Origin of the sequence: Leifsonia tongyongensis, assembly GCF_010686705.1 — a bacterium.
GTDB lineage: Bacteria > Actinomycetota > Actinomycetes > Actinomycetales > Microbacteriaceae > Diaminobutyricibacter > Diaminobutyricibacter tongyongensis.
The window spans coordinates 516,583-542,702 of the sequence record NZ_JAAGWY010000002.1 but is presented as its reverse complement, the minus strand read 5'-3'; the positions used below and the strand labels follow the sequence as shown (position 1 = coordinate 542,702).

The window sequence follows — 26,120 nt, the reverse complement described above, 5'->3', positions numbered from 1 at the left end:
TCTGCCGCCTTCGTCCGTCCCCTCTACCTACCGGAACCCATGCAGACTGCCGAAATCCACAGGCGCTGGCTCGATTTCTTCGCTGCCCGTGCCCACACCGTCGTCCCTTCCGCTTCGCTGGTCAGCGACGATCCGTCGTTGCTTTTCACCGTCGCCGGAATGGTGCCGTTCGTCCCCTACCTGACCGGTCTCGTGCCCGCGCCTTTCCCGCGCGCCACGAGCGTGCAGAAGTGCATCAGGACGAACGACATCGAAGAGGTCGGCAAGACGCCCCGCCACGGCACGTTCTTCCAGATGTGCGGAAACTTCTCGTTCGGCGACTATTTCAAGGAGCAGGCGATCACCTACGCCTGGGAGCTCCTGACGACGAGCGAGGCCGACGGCGGTCTCGGGTTCGAGCCGAAGGACCTGTGGGTCACGGTCTATGAGGACGACGACGAGGCGCGCGAGATCTGGCGTCGCGTCGCAGGGCTTCCGGATGACCGCATCCAGGGCCTCGGGAAGGACACCAACTACTGGTCGACCGGCCAGCCCGGACCGGCGGGACCCTGCTCGGAGATCTTCTTCGACCGTGGACCCGCCTACGGGATCGACGGCGGACCGGCGACCGACGACGACCGCTACGTGGAGATCTGGAACCTGGTCTTCATGCAGTATCTTCGCGGCGAGGGCACGGGCAAGGCCGATTTCGAGATCCTCGGCGATCTTCCCCGCAAGAACATCGACACCGGCATGGGCCTCGAGCGTGTGGCGTTCCTCAAGCAGGGCGTCGAGAACATGTATGAGATCGACCAGGTGCGTCCGGTGCTCGACCGCGCGGCCGCGCTCGCGGGCAAAACGTACGGCGCGATCCATGAGGACGACGTGCGGCTACGCGTCATCGCCGACCACGTGCGCAGTGCGCTGATGCTCATGTCCGACGGCGTCACGCCGTCGAACGAAGGTCGCGGGTACATCCTGCGTCGCCTCCTTCGCCGCACCGTGCGCTCCATGCGTCTGCTGGGCGTCGAGACGGCGACCTTCCCCGAACTGTTCACAGCATCGCGCGATGCGATGATGGCGGCGTATCCCGAAGTCGCGTCCGACTTCACGCGCATCTCCCGGCTGGCGTACGCCGAAGAGGAGGCGTTCCTGCGCACGCTGACGAGCGGCACGGGCATCCTCGACACCGCCGTGGCGAACACACAGCGCGCCGGCAAGTCGGAGCTGGCCGGTGACACGGCGTTCCTGCTGCACGACACCTACGGCTTCCCGATCGACCTGACGCTCGAGATGGCCGAGGAGGCGGGGCTCAGCGTCGATCGCAAGGCGTTCGACTCCTTGATGGCGAGCCAGCGGGCTCGCGCGAAGGCGGATGCGAAGGCCAAGAAGACCGCACTGGCCGACCTCTCGGTGTACAGCACGTTCCGCTCGCTCGGCGAGACGGTGTTCACGGGGTACACGGAACTCGAAACCGAGTCCAGCGTGCTCGGCCTGATCGTGGACGGCGAATCCGTGCGGACGGCGCGTGCCGGCCAGGTCGCCGAAGTGATTCTGGGAGCCACCGCGCTCTACGCGGAGTCCGGTGGTCAGGACGCCGACGCCGGCCTCATCGTCGGACCGGGCTACGAGCTCGAGGTCCTCGACGTGCAGAAGCCCGTCAAGGGGCTGATCAGCCACACCGTGCAGGTGCGCAGTGGCGAAGTCGGAGTCGGTTCGCCCGCGACGAGCGTCGTCGACCGCGAGTATCGTCGCGGAGCACGTCAGGCGCATTCGGGCACCCACATCATCCACGCGGCGCTCCGCCAGGTGCTCGGCCCCAACGCCCACCAGTCCGGTTCGTACAACAAGGCGGGCTACCTGCGACTCGACTTCTCCTGGAACCAGGGTCTGTCGGCGGAGACACGCTCGGAGATCGAGGAGATCTCGAACAACGCCATCCGCGACAATCTCGAGGTCGTCACCCGGGAGATGCCTCTCGCACAGGCGAAATCGCTCGGAGCGATGGCGCTCTTCGGTGAGAAGTACGGCGAGACGGTGCGTGTCGTCGACATCGGCGGCCCGTGGTCGCGCGAGCTCTGCGCGGGAACGCACGTGACGTCCAGCGCTGAGATCGGGATGATCAACCTCGTCAGCGAGTCTTCGGTCGGTTCGACGAATCGCCGTGTCGAGTCCCTGGTCGGCATCGAGGCTTTCCGCGATCTGGCGGCGGAGCGAGCGATCGTCTCCCAGCTGTCGGGGAGCCTCAAGACCCCACGCGAACAGCTGCCCGAGAAGATCGCCGACCTGGTTGCGAGCCTGAAGACGGCCGAGAAGCGGATCGCCGCATTCGAGGCGCGCGCTGTGCTCGACAAGGTTCCCGGGCTGCTGGACTCGGCCGCTCACCACGGTGGTGTCCGCCTCGTCGCCCAGGAGACCGGCACGCTGAACTCTGCCGACGATCTGCGGCTGCTCGTCACCACCGTGCGTGAACGGCTGGGCTCCGACCCCGCAGTGGTTGCACTGGCGGCCGAAGTCGGCGCGAAGCCCGTGGTGATCGTCGCCACCAATCAGGCTGCACGTGACAGCGGCGCCAAGGCCGGCGCTCTCGCTCGCATCGCGGCGGGTGTTCTCGGCGGCGGCGGGGGCGGCAAGGACGACCTCGCACAGGGCGGCGGCGCCTCGGTCGAGGCGATCCCCGCGGCGTTGGCAGCCGTGACCCAGGCGATCGCCGGATAGGGGCCAAGCGGTGCGTTCAGGCGTGCGAGTCGGCATCGACGTCGGCAAAGTGCGGATCGGCGTGAGCCGCTCCGACCTGCACGGGATGCTCGCGACACCCGTCGAGACCGTCGCACGCTCCGAAGATGGTGCAGATCGTCTGAGGATCGCCGGAATTGTTACTGAAGTCGGAGCTTTCGAAGTTATCGTGGGACTTCCGCTTGCGCTTTCGGGTGCTCATACGGCATCCACCGATGACGCAGTCGATTTCGCCCGGACGCTTGCGGCCGACCTGGATGCCGATGTGAGGCTGGTGGACGAGAGATTGTCGACCGTCTCAGCGCATTCGGCGCTCCGGGCGTCAGGCAAGAACTCGAAAACCGCACGACCGGTGGTGGATCAGGTCGCCGCCACGATAATTTTGCAGCACGCCCTCGATGCGGAGCGTGCCGCAGGACGCCCTCCCGGCACTCTCGTCGTACCGAACATTGGAAGCTAGCTTGTCGCACACCCCTCCTTCGCCCGGGCACAGGGGCCCGGTGGCGCCGGACGACGGCCCGCGCGACGAGTTCGATCCGTTCGACGAGCTGTTCCGGACCCCCGCTGAGTCTCCGGCCGACGCTCCGGTCGTGCAGCCGGAGGGCCGGCCGCTGACGAGACGCGAGGCTCGCGCGGCCGAAGGGCGGGGCGTGCCGGTTACGGGCCCGGAGACCGTTACCTCCGCGGCACCCGATGAAACGCAGCACCACGAGTCGCCGCTGGCCTGGCGTCAGCAGCATTATGTCTCGCACCAGAAGCCGCGCAGGAAGAAGCGCAGCCTGAAGCCGCTCTGGGTCACGCTCGTGATCCTGCTGATCCTCGGCGGGATGGGCGCGGCGGCCTATGCGATCTTCCAGCCCCAGATCGCCAAGATCGTCGCGAGCTTCGAACCGAACGACTACAAGGGATCCGGTAAGGGCGAGGTGCTGGTCACCATCAAGACCGGTGACAACGGCTCCGACATCGCCACGACTCTTCAGAAGGCGGGGGTCACGAAGACGTTCGACGCGTTCTACGGTCTGCTGCTGAAGCAGCATCCGGAGCCCGTGTTCCAGCCCGGCGCCTACCGGCTGGCGAAACAGATGAGCGCACAAGCGGCACTCACCATGCTGGAGGACCCGAAGACGCGCGTCGACCAGACTGCCGTGATTCCGGAGGGCACCGCGGAGAAGGACATCCTGCCGCTGCTGGCTGACGCGACGAAACTCCCGCTGGCCGACCTTCAGAAAGCTGCGGCCGACGTCAGATCGTACGGTGTCCCTGCCCAGGCGAAGACGCTGGAGGGTTTCCTCTTCCCGGCGACCTACAAGTTCATCCCCGGCACGAGCGCGCACGCTGTGATCAAAACGCTCGTCGACCGGAGTTTCACCGCCCTCGACCAGGCCGGGGTGGCGCCGGCGGATCGCTGGAAGACCGTCGTGCTCGCATCCATCGTGCAGCGAGAAGCCGGGCTGGCCCCCGAGTATCCGAAGGTGTCGCGGGTGTTCCTCAACCGTCTTGCGCAGGGCTGGAACCTCCAGTCGGATGCCACGGTCGCCTATGGAACGGGGCACACCGACACGGTTACGACAACCGACAAGGAACGGGCTGACGCCTCCGACCCGTACAACACCTACGCTCACCCCGGGCTGCCGGTGGGACCGATCTCCAACCCCGGGGATCTCGCGATCAACGCGGCGGTTCACCCGGCCACCGGCCCGTGGATGTACTTCGTCACCTGGAACCTGAAGACCGGTGAGACGATCTTCTCGACAACGCAGGCACAACACGACGCCGCTGTCCAGAAGTGGCAGCAATGGATGAGGGACAACCCCGGGTATGGATAGCAAGCGCGCGAAGCCGGCCGATACGACCCCCGCCACGGAGGCAGAGGCCGACCCCTCGGAGACCGTCGAAGCACTCGTCGAGGCCGATGTCGAGACGGAGCTGGACGAGTTCGAGGAGGTCGAGGTGCTCGACGACGCTGTCGACAGTGCTCAGTCCGCCGCCGACGAGTCCGCGCCCGACGACGGCGCAGAGCCGGCAGAACTCGAAGAGCTCGACGAAGCCGCAGAGCTCGAAGAAGCCGTAGAGCTCGAAGAGGCCGAAGCTGCGGCTCCTCGCAGGCTTGCCGTGCTCGGCTCGCCGATAGCGCACTCCAAGTCGCCTGCACTTCACGCTGCCGCCTATGCCGCCCTTGGCCTGGACTGGTCGTACGAAGCCGTCGAGGTCGCCGAAGATGCGCTTCCGGCGTTCATCGACGCGTGCGCGCGTGATGCCGAGTGGCGTGGTCTGTCGCTGACGATGCCCCTCAAGCAGGCCGTCATCCCTCTGCTCAACGACACCGACCGCGTGGCCTCGGTGACGGGCGCCGCGAACACGGTGCTGTTCGACGATTCCGAGGCCGCGGTGGCCGAGCTCGCCCCGCATGACGCGGAGACGGAGTCCGACGGGGAGCACGATGGCGCTTCCGTCGTCATTCGCGGCTTCAACACCGACGTCGCGGGCATCGTCCGGGCTCTGGCAGCGGCCGGACTGACGAGTGCCCGCTATGTGCTCATCCTCGGCGGGGGAGCCACGGCCGCTTCGGCGATGGTCGCCGCGGCCGAATTGGGGGCCGAGAAAGTCGTCGTCGCTGCACGGTCGCTCGAACGGAGCGTCTGGCTCGAGCCGCTTGCGCACTCGCTCGGCCTGATGATCGCGATCCGTTCTCTCGGCCAGGCCGATCGCACACTCGACGTACCGGACCTCGTGGTGAGTACGCTGCCCGCAGGAGCGGGGGCGGATGTGCTCTTCACCGACTCGACGCGCCGTCGCGCGACCCTGCTCGACGTCTCCTACGACCCGTGGCCGAGCACCTTCGCACGTGCCTGGGCCGGGGTGGGCGGCACCGTCGTATCGGGGCTCGCGATGCTCACCCATCAGGCCCTGCTGCAAGTCCGGATCTTCGTCAGCGGCGATCCTCTTCAGCCCCTCGACGACGAGGACGCCGTCCTCGCGGCGATGCTCGCTGCAGTGGGGATCGATGCCACCGGCCGTCTCATCGATGAGGAGGCCGACGAGCCCGTCGACGAGTAAGGGCCTCCACCGCGTCACATCGGAATTCCGCGTGCATCCGCTATGCCAGAATCGATAGCATGCTTCGTTGGCTGACCGCCGGAGAGTCTCACGGCCCGGAACTCATCGCAATCCTCGAGGGCCTGCCGGCCGGCGTGCCGGTCGCGCTTGACGGCATCCGTGCCGACCTCGCGCGCCGCAAGCTCGGCTACGGTCGCGGAGCTCGAATGAAATTCGAACAGGATGAGCTCACTCTCTCGGGCGGCGTGCGTCACGGTTTCAGCCTCGGCAGCCCGATCGCCGTTCGGATCGGCAACACCGAGTGGCCCAAGTGGGTCGAGGTGATGAGCCCGGAGCCCGTCGACCCCGAGCAGCTATCCGGAGGCCGCGGCGCGCCGCTCACGCGCCCGCGCCCCGGTCACGCCGATCTCGTCGGCATGCAGAAGTACGGCTTCGACGAGGCGCGTCCCGTGCTGGAGCGCGCCAGCGCCCGCGAGACCGCCGCCCGTGTCGCTCTGGGAGCCGTGGCCCGCTCGTTCCTCGAACAGCTCGGCATCACGCTTGTCAGCCACACGCTCGCGATCGGTCCCGTCCGCGTGCCGGAGGACAGCCCGCTGCCGCTGCCGTCCGATGTCGCCGCCCTCGATGCTGACCCGCTCCGCTGCTTCGATCCGCAGACCTCCGAGCGCATGGTCGCCGAAGTGGACGCCGCCCACAAGGACGGGGACACTCTGGGCGGCGTCGTCGAGGTGCTGGCGTACGGCCTGCCGCCCGGACTCGGATCCCACGTGCACTGGGATCGGCGCCTCGACTCGCAGCTCGCAGCCGCCCTCATGGGCATCCAGGCCATCAAAGGTGTCGAGGTCGGCGACGGCTTCCTCACCACCACCCGCCGGGGCTCGCAGGCGCACGACGAACTCGTCCAGGCCGACGGGGGGATCGCGCGCACAAGCGACAAGGCCGGCGGAACCGAGGGAGGCATGAGCACGGGGACCGTGCTTCGCGTCCGCGCCGGCATGAAGCCGATCGCGACGATTCCGCACGCGCTCCGCACCATCGACGTGGCAACCAGCGAGGCCGCACCCGCCCACCACCAGCGCTCGGACGTGTGCGCCGTTCCCGCTGCCGGTGTCGTCGCGGAGGCGATGGTCGCGCTGGTGCTCGCCAACTCCGTCCTCGAGAAGTTCGGGGGAGACTCCGTCACAGAGACCGCCCGCAACCTCACCGGATACCTCGACGCCATTCCGGCGAATCTCGCCACTGCGCGCCTGGTGGCGCCGTACTCCACGTGACCGTCGTCCTCATCGGTCCGCCCGCGGCCGGCAAGACGCGGATCGGCAAGCGTCTCGCCACCCGGCTGGGTCGCCCGTTCATCGACACGGACCACGAGATCGTCGCCGAGCACGGGCCGATCGCGCAGATCTTCGCCGATCACGGCGAGCCGTATTTCCGACGACTCGAACGCGAGGCCGTCGTTCGCGCGCTGGACCAGCACGCCGTCGTGTCTCTCGGCGGAGGCGCGGTGCTCGACCCGCAGACGCAGGCCGACCTTGCGGCAGCGTCCGTCATCCTGCTGACGGTGGACGCGGACGCCGTCGCGGCTCGCATCGGCACAACGAAACGCCCCCTCGTGACCGACCTGGCCTCCTGGCAGGCGCTCGTGGACAGCCGCGCAGAACTCTACGCATCCCTCGCCGACTACAGCACCGACACATCGACGCGGCCGCTGGACGCCATCGTCGAAGAGATCGCCCTATGGGTGGAAGGAAACCGATGACCGAGTCCCACGACAGCGCCACCGAGATCATCGTGCCGGGGGAGCACCAGTACACCGTGTCCGTCGGGCGCGGCCTTCTCGCCTCGCTCGGTACGCATCTCGGCGCGGGGGTGAAGAAGGTCCTGATCGTGCATCCGCCGACGCTCGGAGCGGCTGCCGCCGAGCTGAGGGAATCCCTGCTGGGACAGTATGAGGTGCTGCTCGCCGAGATCCCCGACGCCGAAGCCGGTAAACGTGTCGAGGTCGCAGCGTTCTGCTGGCAGGTACTGGGGCAAGCCGACTTCACGCGAACGGATGCCGTCATCGGGTTCGGCGGAGGCGCGGTCACCGACCTGGCGGGGTTCGTTGCGGCCACCTGGCTCCGAGGCGTCCGGCTCGTGCAGGTCCCGACCACCCTGCTCGGGATGGTCGACGCGTCGGTCGGCGGGAAGACCGGCATCAACACCGCCGAGGGCAAGAACCTCGTCGGAGCGTTCTATGCGCCGGCGGCGGTCGTCGCCGACCTCGACACCCTCGACTCGCTGCCGCGCAACGAGATCCTCGCTGGGTTCGCCGAGGTCGTGAAGTGCGGTTTCATCGCCGAACCGGAGATCCTCGACATCATCGAGGCGGATGCGGATCGCGCGACGGATCCGCGCACGCCCGAGTTCCGCAGGCTGGTCGAGCTGTCGATCGGCATCAAGGCCCGCGTGGTGGGCGAGGACTTCACCGAGGCCGGGCTGCGCGAGATCCTGAACTACGGTCACACCCTGGGCCACGCCATCGAGCACGCCGAGCGCTACCAGTGGAGGCACGGTGCGGCTGTCGCGGTGGGCATGATGTTCGCTGCGGAACTGGCCCGGCTGAGCGGCAGGCTCTCCGACGAAGTGGCCGACCGGCACAAGCGCATCCTCGAATCGCTGAGCCTCCCGGTGACCTACCCGCTCGGCCGCTGGCAGACGCTGCTCGCGACCATGCAGCGCGACAAGAAGGCACGCGGCGGGATGCTCCGGTTCATCGTGCTCGACGACATCGCCCGGCCGACGGTGCTCGCCGGCCCCGACGCCAGCCTCCTCTTCGCCGCTTACCAGGAGATCGGATCCTGACGATGACGGAACGAACCGTTGCGCAGAAGCTGCAGATCAAGCCGGGGGATATCGTCGCGCTCGTCGCGGGCACGGACGGCGACGCTGTCCGGCTCGGAGAACTGCCCGATGGCGCCCGTCTCACACGGGAGGGCACGGCGGAGGCATCCGTCGCGATCGTCTTCGTGGGCACCCGGGCCGAACTCCTCGAGCGTTTCGCATCCGAACTGCCCGGGCTCATGAATGCCCGCGCGGTCTGGTTCTGCTACCCCAAGGGGAACCGGGCTGACCTGAACCGCGACACGATCATGCGGGAATCCGGGGCTTTCGGCTGGCGCCCCAACAGCAACGTCGCGCTCGACGACACGTGGTCAGCGGTGCGCGTCCGCCCGCTCGAGCCGGGCGAAGCGCCGGTAGGCTGAGGCGCCATGAGCACAGTGCTGGTCCTGAACGGCCCGAACCTCGGGCGCCTCGGAACGCGTGAACCCGCCGTCTACGGGTCGGCGACACTGGACGACCTGCGCGCGCAGCTCGTTGCGGATGCGCCCGAGCTGACCGTCGACCTGCGACAGACCGACGACGAAGGGGTGATGCTGGGCTGGCTGCACGCGGCGGTCGACGAGCGCACCCCGGTCATCCTCAACGCGGGCGCCTGGACCCACTACTCGTACGCGCTCCAGGATGCGGTCTCCATGGTCACGAAGGCCGGGATCCCCGTCGTCGAGGTGCACATCTCGAACCCGCACGCCCGGGAGGAGTTCCGTCACACGAGCGTACTGACTCCCGTCGTCACGGGTGTGATCGCCGGGTTCGGGTTCGAGTCCTACCGCCTCGCGCTCGCGTACATTCGCCGAAACGCGCTCTGACAACTAGAATCTCTTGTGGTCGCCGGGCATCCGGCACCCATCGGGACCGAAGTGTCCTCTCGTCGGCTGCAGGCGCGCGTGTCGCCGTCGGTCCACTCACGCTTCCTCAATCGAACGGAATACTCTCGCATGGCTTCAACCGCTGACATCCGGAACGGCGTCGTCCTCAACATGGACGGCCAGCTGTGGACGGTGATCGAGTTCCAGCATGTCAAGCCCGGCAAGGGCGGCGCATTCGTGCGAACCAAGCTGAAGAACGTCACCAGCGGCAAGACCGTCGACCGCACCTTCAACGCGGGCGCCAAGATCGAGACGGCCAACGTGGATCGTCGCGACTTCCAGTACCTGTACCAGGACGGCGACGGCTACGTCTTCATGGACACCTCCGACTACAACCAGCTCACCGTGTCCGGTGTCGTCGTCGGCGACGCCTCGAACTTCATGCTCGAGAACCAGTCGGTGACCGTTGCGTTGCACGAAGGCGAGCCGCTCTACGTCGAGCTCCCCGCATCCGTGACCCTCGAGATCACTTACACCGAGCCGGGCCTGCAGGGCGACCGCTCGACCGGCGGAACGAAGCCGGCAACGGTCGAGACCGGCTACCAGATCCAGGTGCCGCTGTTCCTCGAGACCGGAACCAAGGTCAAGGTCGACACGCGTACCGGGGACTACCTCGGCCGCGTGAACGACTGACCGCCGTCTCGCGATGAGTGCACGGACGAAAGCGCGCAAACGGGCGCTCGATGTGCTGTACGGCGCCGACCTGCGCCAGATACCGCTGAACCAGGCGCTGGCGACGGAAGCGGAACGGGCTGCCAGCGAACCCCAGCGTGAGGCATCGTGGCTCTATGCGCGCGAGATCCTCGACGGCGTGATCGACAACGGCGATGAGATCGACGAACTGATCGAGACCTACTCGCAGGGGTGGACGCTCGCGCGCATGCCGGTGGTCGACCGCGCCATCCTGCGGATCGGCATCTGGGAGGTCGTCTTCAACGACGAGGTTCCCGACGGCGTCGCCATCTCCGAAGCCGTCGAGGCCGCAACGGTTCTCTCGACCGAGGACTCGGCCGGCTTCATCAACGGGCTCCTCGCGAAGATCGCCCAGACCAAATCCGCGGGCTGACCGCGATCCGACCAGGAAAAGGCAGCCTCATGGCTCGACGCCGCAACACGCTCATCCGCGCCCTGACGACGGCCGGCGCCCTCGTCCTGGCGGCTGCGATCAGCATTGGAGTGGGCGCCTGCTCCAGCGCAGCAACCATTCCCACGCCGACCGTCTCGGTGCCGACCGGCACGAGCGGGGCCGTGCACTTCGATGACGGTTTCATCCAGGTCGGTTCGGGTGCGAAGACCGTTGATGTCTATTTCGATCCGATGTGCCCGTACTGCCAGGAGTTCGATCTGACGAACGGGGCCACCCTCGCCGGCGCCGTGGCCGACGGCACCGCGACCGTGCGTCTTCATCCGCTCATGTTCCTCGACCCGTCGTCGAGCGGTACGCAGTACTCGAGCCGCGCATCCGCTGCCCTCACCTGCGTCGCGGAGTCGACGCCGGATGCCACGCTCGACTACCTCACCGCGCTGTACAAGAACCAGCCCAAGGAGGGCAGCGACGGACTGCCCGACAAGAAGCTGGTGTCGATGGCGACGGCGCTCGGTGTGCCGGACATCTCGTCGTGTCTGGCGACGGGAGCGAACCAGGCCTGGGCGCAGTCGATCACGCAGCATGCCCTGGCCGGACCGATCAAGAACGCCGACATCACGCAGATCAAGGGCACGCCGACGGTTCTCGTCAACGGCATCTCCTACGGCGGGAGCATCACCGACGAGAAGGCGTTTGCGAAGTTCCTCGACTCGCACTGAACCCGCTCGAAGACAGGCTATGCTCGTCGAGGTAGACATCCTTTAAGAGCCGTCCTGTGAGGCGGGAAAGGGGGTCGGCATGACGGTGCGCACAGTGCTCCAGCAGGCTGACATCACCCGGGCGTTGACTCGGATCTCTCACGAGATCCTGGAGTCCAACCGGGGCGTGAGCGATCTGGTCATCCTCGGCATCCCGACACGTGGTGTCGCCCTCGCCCGCCGGATCGCGGAGACCATCGAGCGGATCGAGCCGGGCACAGGCGAATCGATCGTCGGGTCGCTCGACGTCACGATGTACCGCGACGACCTGTCGCGCAACCCGACGCGGGCGCCGTCTCCGACGTCGCTGCCCGGTCCGATCGACGGCAAGACGGTCGTCCTCGTCGACGATGTCCTGTTCTCCGGCCGCACGATCCGGGCCGCCCTCGATGCGCTGAGCGACCTCGGGAGACCACGCGTCGTGCGCCTTGCAGTGCTGGTCGACCGCGGGCACCGGGAGCTCCCCATCCGCGCCGACTTCGTCGGGAAGAACCTGCCGAGCGCCGCATCCGAACGCATCAACGTCCGTCTGACCGAAGTCGACGGAGACGAGTACGTGACCATCGATTCGCCCGACGGGATCGTTTCGGACACCACACGGGAGGCGCGCTCATGAGGCACCTGCTCTCGACCAAGGGTCTCGATCGCGACGACGCGATCCGGCTGCTCGATGTCGCCGAGGACATGGCCGACGTACAGGGACGGGAGGTCAAGAAGCTGCCGACGCTGCGGGGCAAGACCGTCGTCAACCTCTTCTTCGAGGATTCGACGCGCACCCGCATCTCGTTCGAGGCCGCGGCCAAGCGCCTCTCTGCCGACGTCATCAATTTCAGTGCGAAAGGGTCGAGCGTGTCGAAGGGCGAAAGCCTGAAGGACACCGCTCAGACCCTCGCCGCCATGGGCGCGGATGCGGTCGTCGTGCGTCACCCCGCCTCCGGCGCACCGCACACCCTGGCCTCCAGCGGCTGGATCGACGCCGGCATCATCAACGCAGGCGACGGCACGCACGAGCATCCCACGCAGGCCCTGCTGGATGCGTTCACGATCCGTCGGCGCCTCCACGGGGCCGGCTCGCGCGGCCGCGACCTCGACGGCGTGACGGTGACCATCGTCGGCGACATCCTGCACTCGAGGGTCGCCCGCTCCAACGTGTGGCTGCTCGACACCCTCGGAGCCCGGATCAGGCTGGTCGCTCCTCCGACGCTCCTTCCGGTGGATGTGAGCGGCTGGCCGGCCGAGGTCGGCTTCGACCTGGACGAAGCGATCGACGCGGGCAGCCCCGATGTCGTGATGATGCTGCGCATCCAGGCCGAGCGGATGAACGCGGCATTCTTCCCGAACAGCCGCGAATACGCGCGGCGCTGGGGGCTCGACGACGAACGGCTCGCCCGCCTGCGCCCCGATAGCATTGTGATGCACCCCGGCCCGATGAACAGGGGCCTCGAGATCTCGGCTGCTGCGGCCGACTCACCGCAGTCGACCGTGAGGGAACAGGTCGCGAACGGGGTGTCTGTGAGGATGGCCGCGCTGTACCTCCTGCTGTCCGGAGATCGGGAGGACTCGTAAATGGGAACTGACAACGCACGCGCTCGGCACCTGGTCCGTGGTGCGACGCTGGCCGACGGCACGACGACCGATCTGCTCGTGGAGAACGGCCGGATCGCCGACACCGGAACCGGGCTCTCCTCCGCAGGCGCGACCGTCGTCGATGCGGACGGTCTGCTTGCACTTCCCGGGCTGGTCGACCTGCACACACACCTGCGCGAACCCGGCTTCGAGCAGAGCGAGACCGTTCTGACGGGCACGCGCGCCGCCGCGGCCGGGGGTTTCACTGCCGTGTTCGCCATGGCGAACACCTCGCCGGTTGCTGACACTGCGGGCGTTGTGGAGCAGGTCCTGTCCCTTGGCGACCGCGCAGGCTATGCGACCGTGCGGCCCATCGGCGCGGTGACGGTCGGGCTCGAGGGCGAGCGTCTGGCCGAGCTCGGAGCCATGGCGGATTCGCGGGCGAGGGTCCGGGTCTTCTCCGATGACGGCAAGTGCGTCTCCGATCCGCTGCTCATGCGGCGAGCCCTCGAATACGTGAAGGCGTTCGACGGCGTCATCGCGCAGCACGCCCAGGAGCCACGCCTGACCGCCGGCGCCCAGATGAACGAGGGCGCCCTTTCGGGCGAACTCGGCCTCACCGGCTGGCCCGCTGTCGCCGAGGAGTCGATCATCGCCCGAGACGTCCTGCTCGCTGAGCATGTCGGCTCGCGCCTGCACGTCTGCCATGTGTCGACGGCGGGATCGGTCGACGTGGTCCGGTGGGCCAAGGCGCGCGGGATCGACGTCACCGCAGAGGTGACGCCGCACCACCTGCTGCTCACCGAAGAGCTCGCGGCCGGCTACGACGCACGGTACAAGGTCAACCCGCCACTCCGACGCCGCGAGGACGTCGAAGCGCTTCGCGCCGGGCTCGCCGATGGAACGATCGACATCGTCGCAACCGACCACGCACCGCATCCGGTCGAAGCGAAGGACTGCGAGTGGGATGCCGCAGCGTTCGGGATGGTCGGGCTCGAGTCCGCGCTTTCCGTCGTCCACGCCGCGGTGGTCAGGAGCGGCCAGCTCGACTGGAACGACGTCGCGCGCGTCCTGTCGAGCGCACCAGCGGCGATCGGGCGACTGACCGGTCACGGCACCATTGCCGCCGGCGCCCCGGCCGAATTCCTTCTGTACGACCCACAGGGGAGCCGGACCTTCTCGACACGCGATCTCGTGGGCAAGGGCGTCAACTCGCCCTACCTGTCGATGGACCTGCCCGGTCACGTCGTTGCGACCTTCCACCACGGCTACCCGACGGTTCTCGACGGAGCCGTGCTGCCGCCGGACGAGGTGGCCGCCCAAGCGGCTTTCTGGATGGAGTCCAACAATGGATAAGCTCGTTCCCACGCTCGTGGCGATCGCGGTGGCAGCCCTCATCCTCGTCGTACTCCTCGTGGCCTGGCGCCGGCGCGCCCGGCGCGATGCCGGTCTCGGAGCGAGTTACGAACTGCCGGCGGATGCGGCATCCCCGACTTTCGAGGCGGAGACCCTGTACGTCGCGACGACGGTTCACGACAAGCCCCTCGAGCGTCTCGTGCTGCCGGATCTCGGCTTCCGCGGTCGCGCGACGGTCTCGGTCGCCGCCGATGGCCTTTCGCTCGCCATCACCGGGGCGAACCTCGTCTTCATCCGCGCATCCGCCCTCCTCGGCGTCGGTGTCGCGACCTGGGCGATCGATCGCGTGGTCGAGACCGACGGTCTGGTCCGGATCGCCTGGACAACAAACGGCGGCACGGTCGTCGACAGCTACCTCCGGGTCATCGACCCGGCCGAACGGGCGTCGATCATCGGCGCCGTGACAGACATCCTGCCGGAAGCGGCGCGCGGGCGGTCGCCCGGTGCGATCGGCGACCCCGGCACGGAACAGACCAACGAAAGGGAGGTGTGAGGTGGCAGGGTTCGAACCCGCAGTCCTCGTCCTCGAGGACGGCAAACGCTACGTCGGGCGCGCCTACGGCGCGACGGGCCGCACGCTCGGCGAGGCGGTCTTCGCGACAGGCATGACCGGATACCAGGAGACGCTCACCGACCCGTCCTACGCCGGGCAGATCGTCCTGATGACGGCGCCGCATATCGGCAACACCGGCACGAACGACGAAGACATGGAGTCGCGTCGCATCTGGGTGGCCGGCTACGTCGTGCGCGAACCGTCGCGCATCGTCTCGAACTTCCGCGCGACCCGCAGCCTGGACGACGACCTCGTCGCCGGGGGTGTCGTCGGAATCAGCGGCATCGACACCCGCGCCGTCACCCGTCACATCCGGTCGGCGGGAGCCATGCGTTCCGGCATCTTCTCCGGGCCCGATTTCGAGCTCAGCGACAGCGAACAGCTCGACCTCGTGCGCAGCGGCGCCGAGATGTCCGGCCGCAACCTCTCCGCGGAGGTCTCCACCCCCGAGCCGTTCACCGTGCCCGCGGTCGGCGACCGCATCGGGTCCGTGGCGGTCCTCGACCTCGGTGTCAAGGCATCCACCCTCGCCTACCTGGCAGCCCGCGGCTTCGACGTCCATGTGCTCCCTCAGATGGTCTCGGCGACCGACGTGCTCGAGCTGGAGCCGTCGGCCCTGTTCTTCTCGAACGGGCCCGGCGACCCGAGTGCATCCGATCGCCATGTCGCCCTGCTGCAGGAGGTGCTCCGCGCCGGCGTGCCCTACTTCGGCATCTGCTTCGGCAACCAGCTGCTCGGGCGAGCTCTCGGCTTCGGCACGTACAAGCTGCCCTTCGGCCACCGCGGGATCAACCAGCCCGTTCTCGACAAGTCCACGGGCCGCGTCGAGATCACCTCGCAGAACCACGGTTTCGCGGTCGACGCACCCATCGAGGGCATCATCGAGTCGCCGGCCGGCTTCGGCCGGGTCGAGGTCAGTCACTTCAGCCTCAACGACAACGTCGTCGAGGGCCTGAACTGCCTTGACCTCAACGCGTTCAGCGTGCAGTACCACCCCGAGGCGGCCGCCGGGCCCCACGACGCCAACTACCTGTTCGACAGGTTCAGGGACATGGTCCTGAGTACCCAGGGAGACGCTGAGTAATGCCACGCAGGGAAGACATCAAGAGCGTCCTGGTCATCGGCTCCGGGCCGATCGTCATCGGGCAGGCGTGCGAGTTCGACTACTCGGGCACCCAGGCGTGCCGCGTGCTGCGCGAGGAGGGCGTGCGCGTCATCCTCGTCAACTCCAACCCGGCGACGATCATGACCGACCCCGACTTCGCCGACGCGACCTACGTAGAGCCGATCACCTGGCAGGTCATCGAGACGATCATCGCCACGGAGCGACCGGATGCGATCCTGCCCACCCTGGGCGGCCAGACGGCGCTCAACGCGGCCATCCAGCTCCACGAGCACGGCATCCTCGAGAAGTACGGCGTCGAGCTCATCGGGGCGAAGTTCGAGGCGATCCAGAAAGGTGAGGACCGCCAGATCTTCAAGGATCTCGTCATCGCGGCGGGAGCGGATGTCGCGCGCTCGCACATCGCGCATTCGGTCGAAGAGGCGGTCGGCTTCGCAGAAGACCTCGGCTACCCGCTCGTCGTCCGTCCCTCGTTCACGATGGGCGGCCTGGGCTCCGGATTCGCCCACACCGAAAAGGAGCTGCGCCGGATCGTCGGCGACGGCCTGCACCAGAGCCCCACGAGCGAGGTGCTGCTGGAGGAGTCGATCCTCGGCTGGAAAGAGTACGAACTCGAACTGATGCGCGACACCGCCGACAACACGGTGGTCGTCTGCTCGATCGAGAACGTCGACCCGGTCGGGGTGCACACCGGCGACTCGATCACGGTGGCCCCGGCGCTCACCCTGACCGATCGCGAGTACCAGAACCTGCGCGACATCGGGATCGACATCATCCGCGCCGTCGGGGTCGACACCGGCGGGTGCAACATCCAGTTCGCGGTCGACCCGGCGGACGGGCGCGTGATCGTGATCGAGATGAACCCGCGGGTCTCCCGGTCGTCCGCGCTCGCATCGAAGGCGACCGGGTTCCCGATCGCGAAGATCGCCGCCAAGCTCGCCATCGGCTACCGTCTCGACGAGATCCCCAACGACATCACGAGGGTGACCCCGGCCAGCTTCGAGCCGACGCTCGACTACGTCGTCGTGAAGGTTCCGCGCTTCGCCTTCGAGAAGTTCCCCGCCGCCGATCCGACCCTCACGACGACCATGAAGTCCGTCGGCGAGGCGATGGCGATCGGCCGCAACTACGCGAGCGCGCTCCAGAAGGCGCTCCGTTCTCTCGAGAAGCGCGGCTCGTCCTTCCACTGGGGCACCGAAGACCGCACCTTGGAACAGCTGCTCGAGTCGATCGCCACCCCGACCGACGGCCGCATCGTCGATGTGCAGCAGGCCCTCCGCCTGGGTGCGACGATCGGGCAGGTCTTCGAGGCGACGAAGATCGATCCCTGGTTCATCGACCAGATCGTGCTGATCAACGACATCGCCGAGCAGGTACGCACCGCTGAGACCCTCGACACGGACACGCTCCGCTACGCGAAGGACCACGGATTCTCGGATGCGCAGATCGGCCAGCTCCGCGGGTTCGGCGAGGCGGACGTGCGGGAGATCCGCCACATCCTCGACGTCCGGCCCGTCTACAAGACGGTCGACACCTGCGCAGGCGAGTTCCCGGCGCTCACGCCGTACCACTACTCGAGCTACGACCTCGAGACGGAAGTCGAGCCGAGCGACAGGCGCAAGGTGGTCATCCTGGGATCCGGCCCCAACCGCATCGGCCAGGGCGTCGAGTTCGACTACTCGTGCGTCCACGCATCCTTCGCGCTGCACGATGCCGGTTTCGAGACGATCATGATCAACTGCAACCCGGAGACGGTCTCGACCGACTACGACACGAGCGACCGCCTCTACTTCGAGCCGCTCACCCTGGAGGACGTGCTGGAGGTCATCCATGCGGAGAGCCGGACCGGCGAACTCGTGGGAGTCGTCGTGCAGCTCGGCGGGCAGACGGCGCTGGGGCTGGCCAAGGGGCTGCAGGCCGCCGGGGTGCCCATCCTCGGGACCACCCCGGAGGCGATCGACCTCGCGGAGGAACGCGGCCTGTTCGCGGAGATCCTCGAGAACGCGGGCCTCCTCGCGCCCCGCAACGGGACGGCGCACGACTTCGCGGGCGCAGTCACCGTGGCCGAACAGATCGGCTACCCGGTGCTCGTCCGCCCGAGCTACGTGCTCGGCGGTCGCGGAATGGAGATCGTATACGACAGCCCGTCGCTCGCGGACTACTTCGAGCGGGTCGCCAACCAGGGCATCGTCGGCCCCGCCCATCCGTTGCTGGTCGACCGCTTCCTCGACGATGCGATCGAGATCGACGTCGACGCCCTCTACGACGGTGAACGCCTCTACATCGGAGGCGTCATGGAGCACATCGAGGAGGCCGGCATCCACTCGGGCGACTCGAGCTGCACACTTCCGCCTGTCACGCTCGGCCGCCAGGAGATCGATCGGGTGCGCGATGCGACCCTCAAGATCGCCGAGGGCATCGGTGTGCGTGGGCTGCTGAACGTGCAGTTCGCGATCGGCGCCGGTGTGCTCTACGTCCTCGAGGCGAATCCACGCGCGTCGCGCACAGTGCCGTTCGTGTCGAAAGCGCTCGGAATCCCGCTCGCGAAGGCCGCGTCGCGCATCATGGTGGGGGAGATGGTCGCCGACCTGATCGAGGAGGGTCTTCTCCCGGTGCAGGACGGGTCGGTCATCCCGATGGACTCGCCGGTCGCCGTCAAGGAGGCCGTGCTCCCGTTCAAGCGGTTCCGCACGCGCGAAGGCCAGATCGTCGACTCCGTGCTCGGCCCGGAGATGCGTTCCACCGGTGAGGTCATGGGCATCGACAAGGACTTCCCCCGGGCGTTCGCCAAGAGCCAGTCCGCCGCCTACGGCGGGATGCCCCTCGGCGGCACGGCGTTCGTCTCCGTCTCCGACCGCGACAAGCGCTCCATCGTGCTGCCGGTGCTGCGCCTGCAGCAGCTGGGCTTCGAGATCCTGGCGACTGAAGGCACGGCCGAAGTGCTCAACCGGAACGGGATCCGCGCGCGTGTCGTTCGCAAGTTCAGCGACGCCCCCGACGGCGAGGCCCCGTCGATCGTCGACCTGATCAACCGCAATGAAGTGGATGTGGTGATCAACACCCCGAGCGGCCGCTCCGCCCGCGCAGACGGCTACGAGATCCGCGCCGCCGCCGTCGCCGGCGACAAGCCGCTGTTCACGACGATCGCAGAACTCAGCGCTGCCGTCGCCTCGGTCGACGCCATCCGCGAAGGGTTCGAGGTCCGCTCGCTTCAGCAGTACGCACTCGATCGGGCGGCGCGGCTGTGACCGCTTCGACGACGGCGTTCGGGGACCGGCTGGCGTCGGTCTTCGCCGAGTTCGGCCGGCTGTGCGTCGGCATCGATCCGCACCCTCACCTGCTCCGCGAGTGGGGTCTCGAGGAATCGGGCGGCGGTGCACGGGACTTCGGCCTGCGGGTCGTGGACGCCGCGGCGGGCCGGGCCGGCATCGTGAAACCCCAGGTCGCCTTCTTCGAGCGTTTCGGCGCGGCGGGTTACGCTGCGCTCGAAGATGTGCTCGCTTCGGCGCGCGCTGCCGGCCTCCTCGTGATCGCCGACGCGAAACGCGGCGACATCGGCACGACCGTCGAAGCGTACGCCCAGGCCTGGCTCACGCCGGGCTCGCCCCTGGAGGCGGACGCGATGACGATCGCGGCTTTCCAGGGAGTCGGCTCGATCGCTGAGCCGATGGCGCTGGCCGAGGCGTCGGGCAAAGGACTGTTCGTTCTCGCCGCCACCTCGAACCCGGAGGCGGAACTGATCCAGCGCGCCGTCCTGCCTGTGGAGAACGGCAGCGCGCGAACGGTCTCCCGTGCCATCATCGAAGATGTGAAGGCGTTCAACGAAGCCCAGTCCGCGCATCCCTTCGGGTCGATCGGTGTCGTCATCGGAGCGACCCTCGATCTCTCGCGATTCGGCATCGACACCGGCTCACCGGCCGGCTTCAACCCACCGCCGGTCCTCGCGCCCGGTTTCGGCCACCAAGGGGCCGCACTGTCTGCGGCCCGCTCGATCTTCGGCTCGTACGCGCCGGCCACGATCGTGAGCGAGTCCCGCGCAATCCTGGCTGCGGGCCCCGAACGCATCGCGGAGGTCGTCGGGGTACGTGCCGAGCAGGTTCGGGCCGAACTGGGGGCCGAGATTGGCTGAGCTCGGCAACCGCCCGACCCCGCCCGACGTCGACCGGGTCGCCGCATCGCGCGCGGCGATCGCGGCACGCCGTGCCCGGGCCGCAGTCAAGGCCACCATCGCGAGCGGAGACGTATCGTCGCTGACCGTTCTCGACCGATCGTCCGAGGAGCCCGAGGGCATCGAGGGCCGACTTCGGGTGACGGAGTTCCTGCTCAGCGTGCCCGCCATCGGCACGACCAAGATGCACGAGGCGCTCGAGAGACTCGCGATCTCCCCGGCGAAACGGCTCGGCGGCCTGGGCAAGCACCAGCGGGTGCGCCTGCGTGAATACCTCGTCGATCGCGAGGCTGCGAACCACGGACGGCGTCCCAACCGGCTCGTCGTGCTCGCCGGACCGACGGCCGTCGGCAAGGGCAGTGTCGCGGGTTACATCCGTGAGAACTATCCCGATGTGCTGCTCTCCGTTTCGGCGACGACGCGGTCACCCCGTCCGGGTGAAGTCGACGGCGTGAACTACTTCTTCGTCGACGACGCCGAGTTCGACCGCATGATCGGGGCGGGGGAGCTGCTCGAGTGGGCGACCGTCCACAATGCCTCGCGCTACGGCACTCCTCGCCGTCCCATCGAACAAGCGCTGGAGGCGGGGCGCAGCGTCCTCCTCGAGATCGACCTCCAGGGCGCGCGCAGCGTCCGGGCGGCGATGCCCGAGGCCCGGTTGATCTTCCTCCTTCCGCCGACCTGGGAGGAGCTGGTGCGCAGACTCATCGGGCGAGGCACCGAAGACTCGGCCGAACAGCAGCGCAGACTGGAGACCGCTAAGGTCGAACTCGCCGCCCAGGACGAGTTCGACTACCGGGTCGTGAACAGCGACGTGGCCGATGCCGCTCGCGAGGTCGTAGACTTGATGAAGATCCGCACGGCGCCGTCGCGCTCGTAGCCGTCGCCGCGCCCCACCGAGACTTCACTGTGTTCGCCTCGCAGCGTGCGTCTCGCAGCGCTCGTCGACCGACGACCAGACCTCTATCAAGGAGCAGTACACGTATGGGAACCAACCTCAAAGGCATCATCGACCCGCCGATCGACGACGTCCTCGCCAAAGTCGAATCGAAGTACGCGCTGGTGATCTTCGCCTCCAAGCGCGCTCGCCAGATCAACGACTATTACGCCGACCTCCACGAGGGCAGCCTGTTCGACAACGTCGGTCCGCTCGTCGACTCGACGATCGACGACAAGCCGCTCTCGGTCGCGCTCCACGAGATCAACGAGGACAAGCTCGTCATCAAGCCGATCGTCGAGTAGCGGTGTCGAGGGTCGCCAGAAGGCGGCCCTCATCCGGTTCCGTTGATCTTCCTGAGGGGTGGCCGCTGTGAGCACGCGACTGACGATCGTCGTCGGAATTACGGGCGGCATCGCCGCGTACAAGGCCGTCGGAGTCATCCGCGCCCTGGTGCTCCAAGGGCACTCGGTGCATGTCGTCGCCACCGAGGCGGCGCTCCGCTTCGTCGGGCGGCCGACTCTCGAGGCGATCAGCCGGAACCCGGTCGCCACCGACCTCTACGAAGGCGTCGCCGAGGTCCGGCACGTCGCCATCGGCCAGTCGGCCGATCTCATCGTCATCGCTCCGGCGACGGCCAACACGATCGCCAAGCTCGCGGTAGGCCTCGCCGACGACCTGCTCGGCAATACCGTCCTGGCCAGCACGGCCCCGCTGGTGATAGCGCCGGCGATGCACACCGAGATGTGGCAGAACCCCGCAACCGTCGCGAACATCGCGACGCTCCGGAGTCGCGGTGTGACCATCGTGGGTCCGGCCGTCGGTCAGCTCACGGGTAAGGATTCCGGGCCGGGCCGGATGGAGGAGCCCGACACGATCGTGCGGGCTGCACTTGCTGCGATCGAAGGCGGCGCGACGCGGGACGCAGCCGCCCCGGCCGTCGCCGCGGCAACCGCCCCCGGTCAGCCGGCGACCGTGGTATCGCTCAGCGAACGACGGAGGGCAGGAGAATTCGTCCGGCCGGCGCGCGGCGGGGATGACCTGGCCGGCCGTCGGATCGTCATCACGGCTGGCGGAACACGCGAACCGCTCGACCCGGTGCGCTTCCTCGGCAATCGGTCCAGCGGCCGACAGGGCATCGCCCTCGCGGTCGCGGCGAAAGCCCGCGGCGCCGACGTCACGCTGATAGCGGCCCACCTCGAGGTCGCACCGCCCGAGGGCGTTCGTCTCATCGAGGTGGGAACGGCGAACGAACTGCAGGATGCGGTGACCGAGGCCGCGCGCTCGGCCGACATCGTCGTGATGGCCGCGGCCGTCGCCGACTATCGACCGGCTGTCGTGCGCTCCGACAAGATCAAGAAGACCGATGCCGGTGACCGGCTGACACTCGAACTGGTCGCGAACCCCGATGTCCTCAAGGGACTCGCCGCAGCGAAGCGCGACGGCCAGACGATCGTGGGATTCGCCGCCGAGACCGAACAGGATCCGTCCGCCCTCGTCGAGCTCGGCCGCAGCAAGCTCGAGGCCAAAGGATCCGATTTCCTGATCCTCAACCAGGTCGGATGGTCGCACGGTTTCGCCACAGAAAGCAACGAGATCGTCGTGCTGAAAAGGGGCGGCGATATAGTGATGGAGGCCTCCGGAACGAAGCTGTCGGTGGCCGATCGTATTCTCGACGTCATCGCCTAACGCAAACCAGATGTGGACGGGCCCGAACATGGGACAACCTTGACTGAACTGCGCCTGTTCACCTCCGAATCCGTCACCGAGGGCCACCCCGACAAGATCTGCGACCAGATCTCCGACAGCATTCTCGACGCCCTCATCGCCGAAGACCCGGCGAGCCGCGTCGCCGTCGAGACGCTGGTGACCACCGGTCTCGTGCACGTCGCGGGAGAGGTCACGACCAGTGGCTATGTCGACATCCCGACACTCGTGCGCGACCGCATCGTCGATATCGGCTACAACTCGTCCGATGTCAGCTTCGACGGTCGTTCGTGCGGCGTCTCCGTGTCGATCGGAGCGCAGTCTCCCGACATCGCCCAGGGCGTCGACAATGCGCTCGAAACCCGCGCCGAGCAGAGCGGCGACGATCTCGACCGGCAGGGTGCGGGCGATCAGGGCATCATGTTCGGCTATGCCACGACCGAGACACCGCAGTACATGCCGTTGCCGATCTGGCTGGCCCACCGCCTCGCCGAACGTCTCGCCGAAGTGCGCAAGGACGGTACGCTCGACTACCTCCGCCCCGACGGAAAGACCCAGGTGACCGTCGGCTACGAAGGCTTCGTCCCGAAGACCGTCCAGACCGTCGTCCTGTCGACCCAGCACTCACCCTCGATCGACTCCGAGACGCTCCAGGCCGAGGTCATCGAGGAGGTCATCAACCCGGTGCTTCACGGAGCCGGTCTCGACGCATCCCATGTGCGGAACCTGATCAACCCGACCGGCCGATTCGAGATCGGCGGCCCCAAGGGCGATGCCGGGCTCACCGGCCGCAAGATCATCGTCGACACGTACGGCGGCGCAAGCCGGCACGGCGGGGGAGCCTTCAGCGGCAAAGACCCGTCGAAGGTCGACCGCTCGGCGGCGTATGCGATGCGGTGGGTGGCCAAGAACGCGGTGGCTGCGGGCTTCGCCGACCGACTCGAGCTGCAGGTGGCATATGCGATCGGCAAGGCGGCACCGGTGGGCCTCTACGTCGAGACGTTCGGCACCGGCGTGATCCCCGACGAGCAGATCATCCGGGCGATCCGCGAGGTGTTCGACCTGCGCCCGGCGGCGATCATCCGTTCGCTCGACCTCTTGCGGCCGATCTACGCCCAGACGGCGACCTACGGGCACTTCGGCCGCGAACTTCCCGACTTCACGTGGGAACGTCTCGACAAGGTCGAAGACCTCCGGTCTGCCGCAGGATTGTAGGCGTGGCGGCGACAGGCAGGGTCGCCCGCGTGCTGATCGACTCGGCCCTGCCCCAACTGGATCATCTGTTCGACTACCGCATTCCTGAAGAGCTTCTGGGGGACGCGATACCCGGCGTACGCGTCAAAGTGCCGTTGCGTTCCGCCGGCCGTATCGCCGACGGCTACCTCATCGACTTCCCGGACGCGGAGTACGAGGGTGCCCTCAGCGACGTGGACGCCGTCGTCTCACCCGTTCCCGTGCTCTCGCCGGAGGTGTGGGCGCTCGCCCGCAGGGTCGCCGACCGCAGCGCCGGCACAGCGAACGACGTCGTGCGCCTGGCCGTACCCGGCCGGCAGGTGCGGGTGGAGAAGGCGTGGCTCGCCGCACGCGCTGCCGAGGCCGCCGGCGGCGCACCCGACCCGGCCCCCTTCGCCGCCTCGCCCGTGCGCGGCTACGAACCGGGGCGTGTCGAGAGCGCCGTCGCGGGAGAGCAGCGGATCGCGCTGCAGGCGCGACCGCACCTCTCCGAACTGCCCGACGGCACGTGGGTCGGCGAATGGGCGGTCACCCTCGCCTCGGCTGCGGCCGGCTGCTGGGCATCCGGCCGCTCGGCGATCGTCGTGGTCCCCGACTATCGCGACCAGGACCAGCTCGCCGCCGCCCTGGCCGCGATCGCACCGCGCGAGGCCGTGGTGCGGGCAGATGCGCGCCAGTCCAACGCCGAACGCTACCGCGCGTTCCTCGACGCTCTCGCCTCACCCCGCATCGTCATCGGCAACCGTTCCGCCGTCTACGCCCCCGCGACGGAGCTCGGCCTCATCGCTGTGTGGGACGACGGCGACCCGCTGCACGCCGAGCCGCTGAGCCCGTACGTCCACGCCCGTGATGCGGCGCTCGTCCGCCAGGAGCTTCAGGGGGGCGCGCTCATCTTCGCCGGCCACAGCCGGAGCGCTGAGGTGCAGCGTCTCGTCGAGGTGGGCTGGCTCCTCGACGTCGCGCCCGAGCGGGCGATCAGTCCGAAGGTGTTGCCGACAGCGAACCAGGCGGCGAACGATGCCGCCGCGCGCTCAGCACGCATTCCCTCGACCGCGTGGCAGACGGCGAAGGCTTCGCTCGAGTCGGGTCCCGTGCTCGTCCAGGTGGCTCGGCCCGGCTATGCGCCGGTGCTCGCCTGCGCCAACTGCGGCCAGGCCGCACGCTGCAACCGGTGCGAAGGTCCGCTCGGCCAGACGCGCTCCGGGGCGACGCCGTCGTGCGGATGGTGCGGTGCCCTCGCCACAGACTGGCACTGCGACAACTGCGAGCACACGCGCTTCCGCATGGTGACCGTCGGCGCCGGACGCACCGCGGAGGAACTCGGCCGGGCGTTTCCCGGTGTCCGCGTCGTCGTCGCCGACGGGGAGCATCCGCTCCAGACCATCGGCGCGTCGCCGGCTCTCGTCGTAGCGACCCGCGGCGCCGAGCCGATCGCGGCAGGCGGCTACCGCGCGATCCTCCTGCTCGACGGCGAACGGATGCTCGCACGCGAGACCCTGCGCGTCGCCGAGGACTGCATGCGCTGGTGGTCCAACGCGGCGGCCCTCGCCGCGCCGGGAGCGCCCACTGTGCTCGTCGGCGTGGGGGGAAGACTCGCACGCGATCTCGCCACCTGGCGCCAGGTCGATTTCGCGCATCAGGAACTGGCCGACCGGCGCGCGCTCCGCTTTCCGCCCGCGGTGAGACTCGCATCCCTCACCGGATCGGCCGAGGTCGTCGACGAAGCGGTCGCGGAGGTCGACCCGGCCATCCTCATCGATGTCCTGGGGCCGGTTCCGCTGGCCGACGGCGCCGCGCGGACGATTCTGCGGTTCGATTACGCGCACGGCCCGGAAGTGGCTTCAGCCGTGCGGGCCGCCATCGTCCGGAACGCGACCCGCCGCCGCCGGGCGCCGGCCGGCAAGGGCGGCTTCCGTCCTGCTCCCAGCCTGAAAGTCCGTTTCGACGATCCGGAACTCGCCTGACCTCCCTCGACATCGAAGATGCGAGAGACTGGGAGCTGGAAACGCACCCGACCGGAGAACCGTGATGACAACCGCACACCGCCTGGACGA

24 protein-coding genes are annotated in these 26,120 nt (G+C 68.1%); all 24 read left to right on the top strand.

Features of this window, described 5'->3' with window-relative positions:
• Positions 1-39 precede the first annotated feature (39 nt).
• The 24 genes from alaS (at position 40) to G3T36_RS10400 (ending at position 26,030) form a co-directional block, all read left to right on the top strand.
• On the top strand, positions 40-2,697 hold the full coding sequence (gene alaS / locus G3T36_RS10515; RefSeq protein ID WP_163289737.1) for an alanine--tRNA ligase: 2,658 nt from the start codon (positions 40-42) through the stop codon (positions 2,695-2,697).
• A 10-nt stretch (positions 2,698-2,707) separates the two neighbouring features.
• Complete coding sequence (ruvX, locus tag G3T36_RS10510) at positions 2,708-3,175, top strand: Holliday junction resolvase RuvX (protein ID WP_163289736.1); 468 nt, start codon at positions 2,708-2,710, stop codon at positions 3,173-3,175.
• A gap of 40 nt (positions 3,176-3,215) precedes the next feature.
• A complete protein-coding gene (gene mltG, locus G3T36_RS10505) occupies positions 3,216-4,541 on the top strand; it encodes an endolytic transglycosylase MltG (protein WP_163289735.1) in 1,326 nt (441 codons plus the stop codon).
• Complete coding sequence (locus G3T36_RS10500) at positions 4,534-5,772, top strand: shikimate dehydrogenase family protein (protein ID WP_163289734.1); 1,239 nt, start codon at positions 4,534-4,536, stop codon at positions 5,770-5,772. Before mltG ends, G3T36_RS10500 begins: the two co-directional genes overlap by 8 nt.
• Before the next feature lie 59 nt (positions 5,773-5,831).
• Positions 5,832-7,043: a chorismate synthase gene (gene aroC, locus G3T36_RS10495; RefSeq protein WP_163289733.1), complete on the top strand. Its 1,212-nt coding sequence runs from the start codon at positions 5,832-5,834 to the stop codon at positions 7,041-7,043.
• Positions 7,040-7,528, top strand: a complete 489-nt coding sequence (locus G3T36_RS10490) for a shikimate kinase (protein WP_163289732.1) — start codon at positions 7,040-7,042, stop codon at positions 7,526-7,528. Before aroC ends, G3T36_RS10490 begins: the two co-directional genes overlap by 4 nt.
• The gene (gene aroB / locus G3T36_RS10485; RefSeq protein WP_163289731.1) at positions 7,525-8,613 is read left to right on the top strand and encodes a 3-dehydroquinate synthase; all 1,089 of its coding nucleotides are present in this window, start codon (positions 7,525-7,527) and stop codon (positions 8,611-8,613) included. Before G3T36_RS10490 ends, aroB begins: the two co-directional genes overlap by 4 nt.
• Before the next feature lie 2 nt (positions 8,614-8,615).
• Entirely contained in the window at positions 8,616-9,014 is a 399-nt protein-coding gene (locus G3T36_RS10480) for a hypothetical protein (protein ID WP_163289730.1), read from the top strand.
• Between the two features lie 6 nt (positions 9,015-9,020).
• On the top strand, positions 9,021-9,458 hold the full coding sequence (locus G3T36_RS10475) for a type II 3-dehydroquinate dehydratase (protein ID WP_163289729.1): 438 nt from the start codon (positions 9,021-9,023) through the stop codon (positions 9,456-9,458).
• Between the two features lie 129 nt (positions 9,459-9,587).
• The gene (gene efp / locus G3T36_RS10470) at positions 9,588-10,151 is read left to right on the top strand and encodes an elongation factor P (RefSeq protein ID WP_163289728.1); all 564 of its coding nucleotides are present in this window, start codon (positions 9,588-9,590) and stop codon (positions 10,149-10,151) included.
• Between the two features lie 13 nt (positions 10,152-10,164).
• Complete coding sequence (gene nusB / locus G3T36_RS10465; RefSeq protein WP_163289727.1) at positions 10,165-10,584, top strand: transcription antitermination factor NusB; 420 nt, start codon at positions 10,165-10,167, stop codon at positions 10,582-10,584.
• Between the two features lie 29 nt (positions 10,585-10,613).
• On the top strand, positions 10,614-11,324 hold the full coding sequence (locus tag G3T36_RS10460; RefSeq protein WP_163289726.1) for a DsbA family protein: 711 nt from the start codon (positions 10,614-10,616) through the stop codon (positions 11,322-11,324).
• 79 nt (positions 11,325-11,403) lie between these two features.
• A complete protein-coding gene (pyrR, locus tag G3T36_RS10455; protein WP_163289725.1) occupies positions 11,404-11,979 on the top strand; it encodes a bifunctional pyr operon transcriptional regulator/uracil phosphoribosyltransferase PyrR in 576 nt (191 codons plus the stop codon).
• The gene (locus G3T36_RS10450; protein ID WP_163289724.1) at positions 11,976-12,929 is read left to right on the top strand and encodes an aspartate carbamoyltransferase catalytic subunit; all 954 of its coding nucleotides are present in this window, start codon (positions 11,976-11,978) and stop codon (positions 12,927-12,929) included. The genes pyrR and G3T36_RS10450 overlap by 4 nt, the downstream gene beginning before the upstream one ends.
• Positions 12,930-14,285 (top strand): dihydroorotase, encoded by a 1,356-nt coding sequence (locus G3T36_RS10445; RefSeq protein WP_163289723.1) that lies wholly within the window; start codon positions 12,930-12,932, stop codon positions 14,283-14,285.
• Complete coding sequence (locus tag G3T36_RS10440; protein WP_193571064.1) at positions 14,278-14,838, top strand: PH-like domain-containing protein; 561 nt, start codon at positions 14,278-14,280, stop codon at positions 14,836-14,838. Before G3T36_RS10445 ends, G3T36_RS10440 begins: the two co-directional genes overlap by 8 nt.
• 1 nt (position 14,839) lies before the next feature.
• Positions 14,840-15,982, top strand: coding sequence for a glutamine-hydrolyzing carbamoyl-phosphate synthase small subunit (gene carA, locus G3T36_RS10435; RefSeq protein WP_163289722.1), 1,143 nt, complete (start codon positions 14,840-14,842; stop codon positions 15,980-15,982).
• Entirely contained in the window at positions 15,982-19,269 is a 3,288-nt protein-coding gene (gene carB / locus G3T36_RS10430) for a carbamoyl-phosphate synthase large subunit (RefSeq protein ID WP_163289721.1), read from the top strand. The genes carA and carB overlap by 1 nt, the downstream gene beginning before the upstream one ends.
• Positions 19,266-20,150: an orotidine-5'-phosphate decarboxylase gene (gene pyrF, locus G3T36_RS10425; RefSeq protein WP_338031544.1), complete on the top strand. Its 885-nt coding sequence runs from the start codon at positions 19,266-19,268 to the stop codon at positions 20,148-20,150. The genes carB and pyrF overlap by 4 nt, the downstream gene beginning before the upstream one ends.
• A complete protein-coding gene (gene gmk / locus G3T36_RS10420) occupies positions 20,143-21,069 on the top strand; it encodes a guanylate kinase (protein ID WP_163289720.1) in 927 nt (308 codons plus the stop codon). The genes pyrF and gmk overlap by 8 nt, the downstream gene beginning before the upstream one ends.
• A gap of 104 nt (positions 21,070-21,173) precedes the next feature.
• Positions 21,174-21,431, top strand: coding sequence for a DNA-directed RNA polymerase subunit omega (rpoZ, locus tag G3T36_RS10415; protein ID WP_163289719.1), 258 nt, complete (start codon positions 21,174-21,176; stop codon positions 21,429-21,431).
• Between the two features lie 79 nt (positions 21,432-21,510).
• Positions 21,511-22,815, top strand: a complete 1,305-nt coding sequence (locus tag G3T36_RS10410) for a bifunctional phosphopantothenoylcysteine decarboxylase/phosphopantothenate synthase (RefSeq protein WP_163290292.1) — start codon at positions 21,511-21,513, stop codon at positions 22,813-22,815.
• 39 nt (positions 22,816-22,854) lie between these two features.
• Positions 22,855-24,048 (top strand): methionine adenosyltransferase, encoded by a 1,194-nt coding sequence (gene metK / locus G3T36_RS10405; protein ID WP_163289718.1) that lies wholly within the window; start codon positions 22,855-22,857, stop codon positions 24,046-24,048.
• Positions 24,049-24,050: 2 nt separating this feature from the next.
• Positions 24,051-26,030, top strand: coding sequence for a primosomal protein N' family DNA-binding protein (locus tag G3T36_RS10400; RefSeq protein ID WP_163289717.1), 1,980 nt, complete (start codon positions 24,051-24,053; stop codon positions 26,028-26,030).
• The last annotated feature ends 90 nt before the right edge of the window (positions 26,031-26,120 follow it).

What these genes read in the sequence shown, in the direction of transcription:
- G3T36_RS10500 (WP_163289734.1), top strand. Translation starts at nt 4,534, where the DNA reads ATGGATAGCAAGCGCGCGAAGCCGGCCGATACGACCCCCGCCACGGAG.
- aroC (WP_163289733.1), top strand. Translation starts at nt 5,832, where the DNA reads ATGCTTCGTTGGCTGACCGCCGGAGAGTCTCACGGCCCGGAACTCATC.
- G3T36_RS10475 (WP_163289729.1), top strand. Translation starts at nt 9,021, where the DNA reads ATGAGCACAGTGCTGGTCCTGAACGGCCCGAACCTCGGGCGCCTCGGA.
- G3T36_RS10445 (WP_163289723.1), top strand. Translation starts at nt 12,930, where the DNA reads ATGGGAACTGACAACGCACGCGCTCGGCACCTGGTCCGTGGTGCGACG.
- efp (WP_163289728.1), top strand. Translation starts at nt 9,588, where the DNA reads ATGGCTTCAACCGCTGACATCCGGAACGGCGTCGTCCTCAACATGGAC.
- G3T36_RS10440 (WP_193571064.1), top strand. Translation starts at nt 14,278, where the DNA reads ATGGATAAGCTCGTTCCCACGCTCGTGGCGATCGCGGTGGCAGCCCTC.
- G3T36_RS10460 (WP_163289726.1), top strand. Translation starts at nt 10,614, where the DNA reads ATGGCTCGACGCCGCAACACGCTCATCCGCGCCCTGACGACGGCCGGC.
- aroB (WP_163289731.1), top strand. Translation starts at nt 7,525, where the DNA reads ATGACCGAGTCCCACGACAGCGCCACCGAGATCATCGTGCCGGGGGAG.
- rpoZ (WP_163289719.1), top strand. Translation starts at nt 21,174, where the DNA reads ATGGGAACCAACCTCAAAGGCATCATCGACCCGCCGATCGACGACGTC.
- alaS (WP_163289737.1), top strand. Translation starts at nt 40, where the DNA reads ATGCAGACTGCCGAAATCCACAGGCGCTGGCTCGATTTCTTCGCTGCC.
- G3T36_RS10480 (WP_163289730.1), top strand. Translation starts at nt 8,616, where the DNA reads ATGACGGAACGAACCGTTGCGCAGAAGCTGCAGATCAAGCCGGGGGAT.
- nusB (WP_163289727.1), top strand. Translation starts at nt 10,165, where the DNA reads ATGAGTGCACGGACGAAAGCGCGCAAACGGGCGCTCGATGTGCTGTAC.
- pyrR (WP_163289725.1), top strand. Translation starts at nt 11,404, where the DNA reads ATGACGGTGCGCACAGTGCTCCAGCAGGCTGACATCACCCGGGCGTTG.
- G3T36_RS10450 (WP_163289724.1), top strand. Translation starts at nt 11,976, where the DNA reads ATGAGGCACCTGCTCTCGACCAAGGGTCTCGATCGCGACGACGCGATC.
- carB (WP_163289721.1), top strand. Translation starts at nt 15,982, where the DNA reads ATGCCACGCAGGGAAGACATCAAGAGCGTCCTGGTCATCGGCTCCGGG.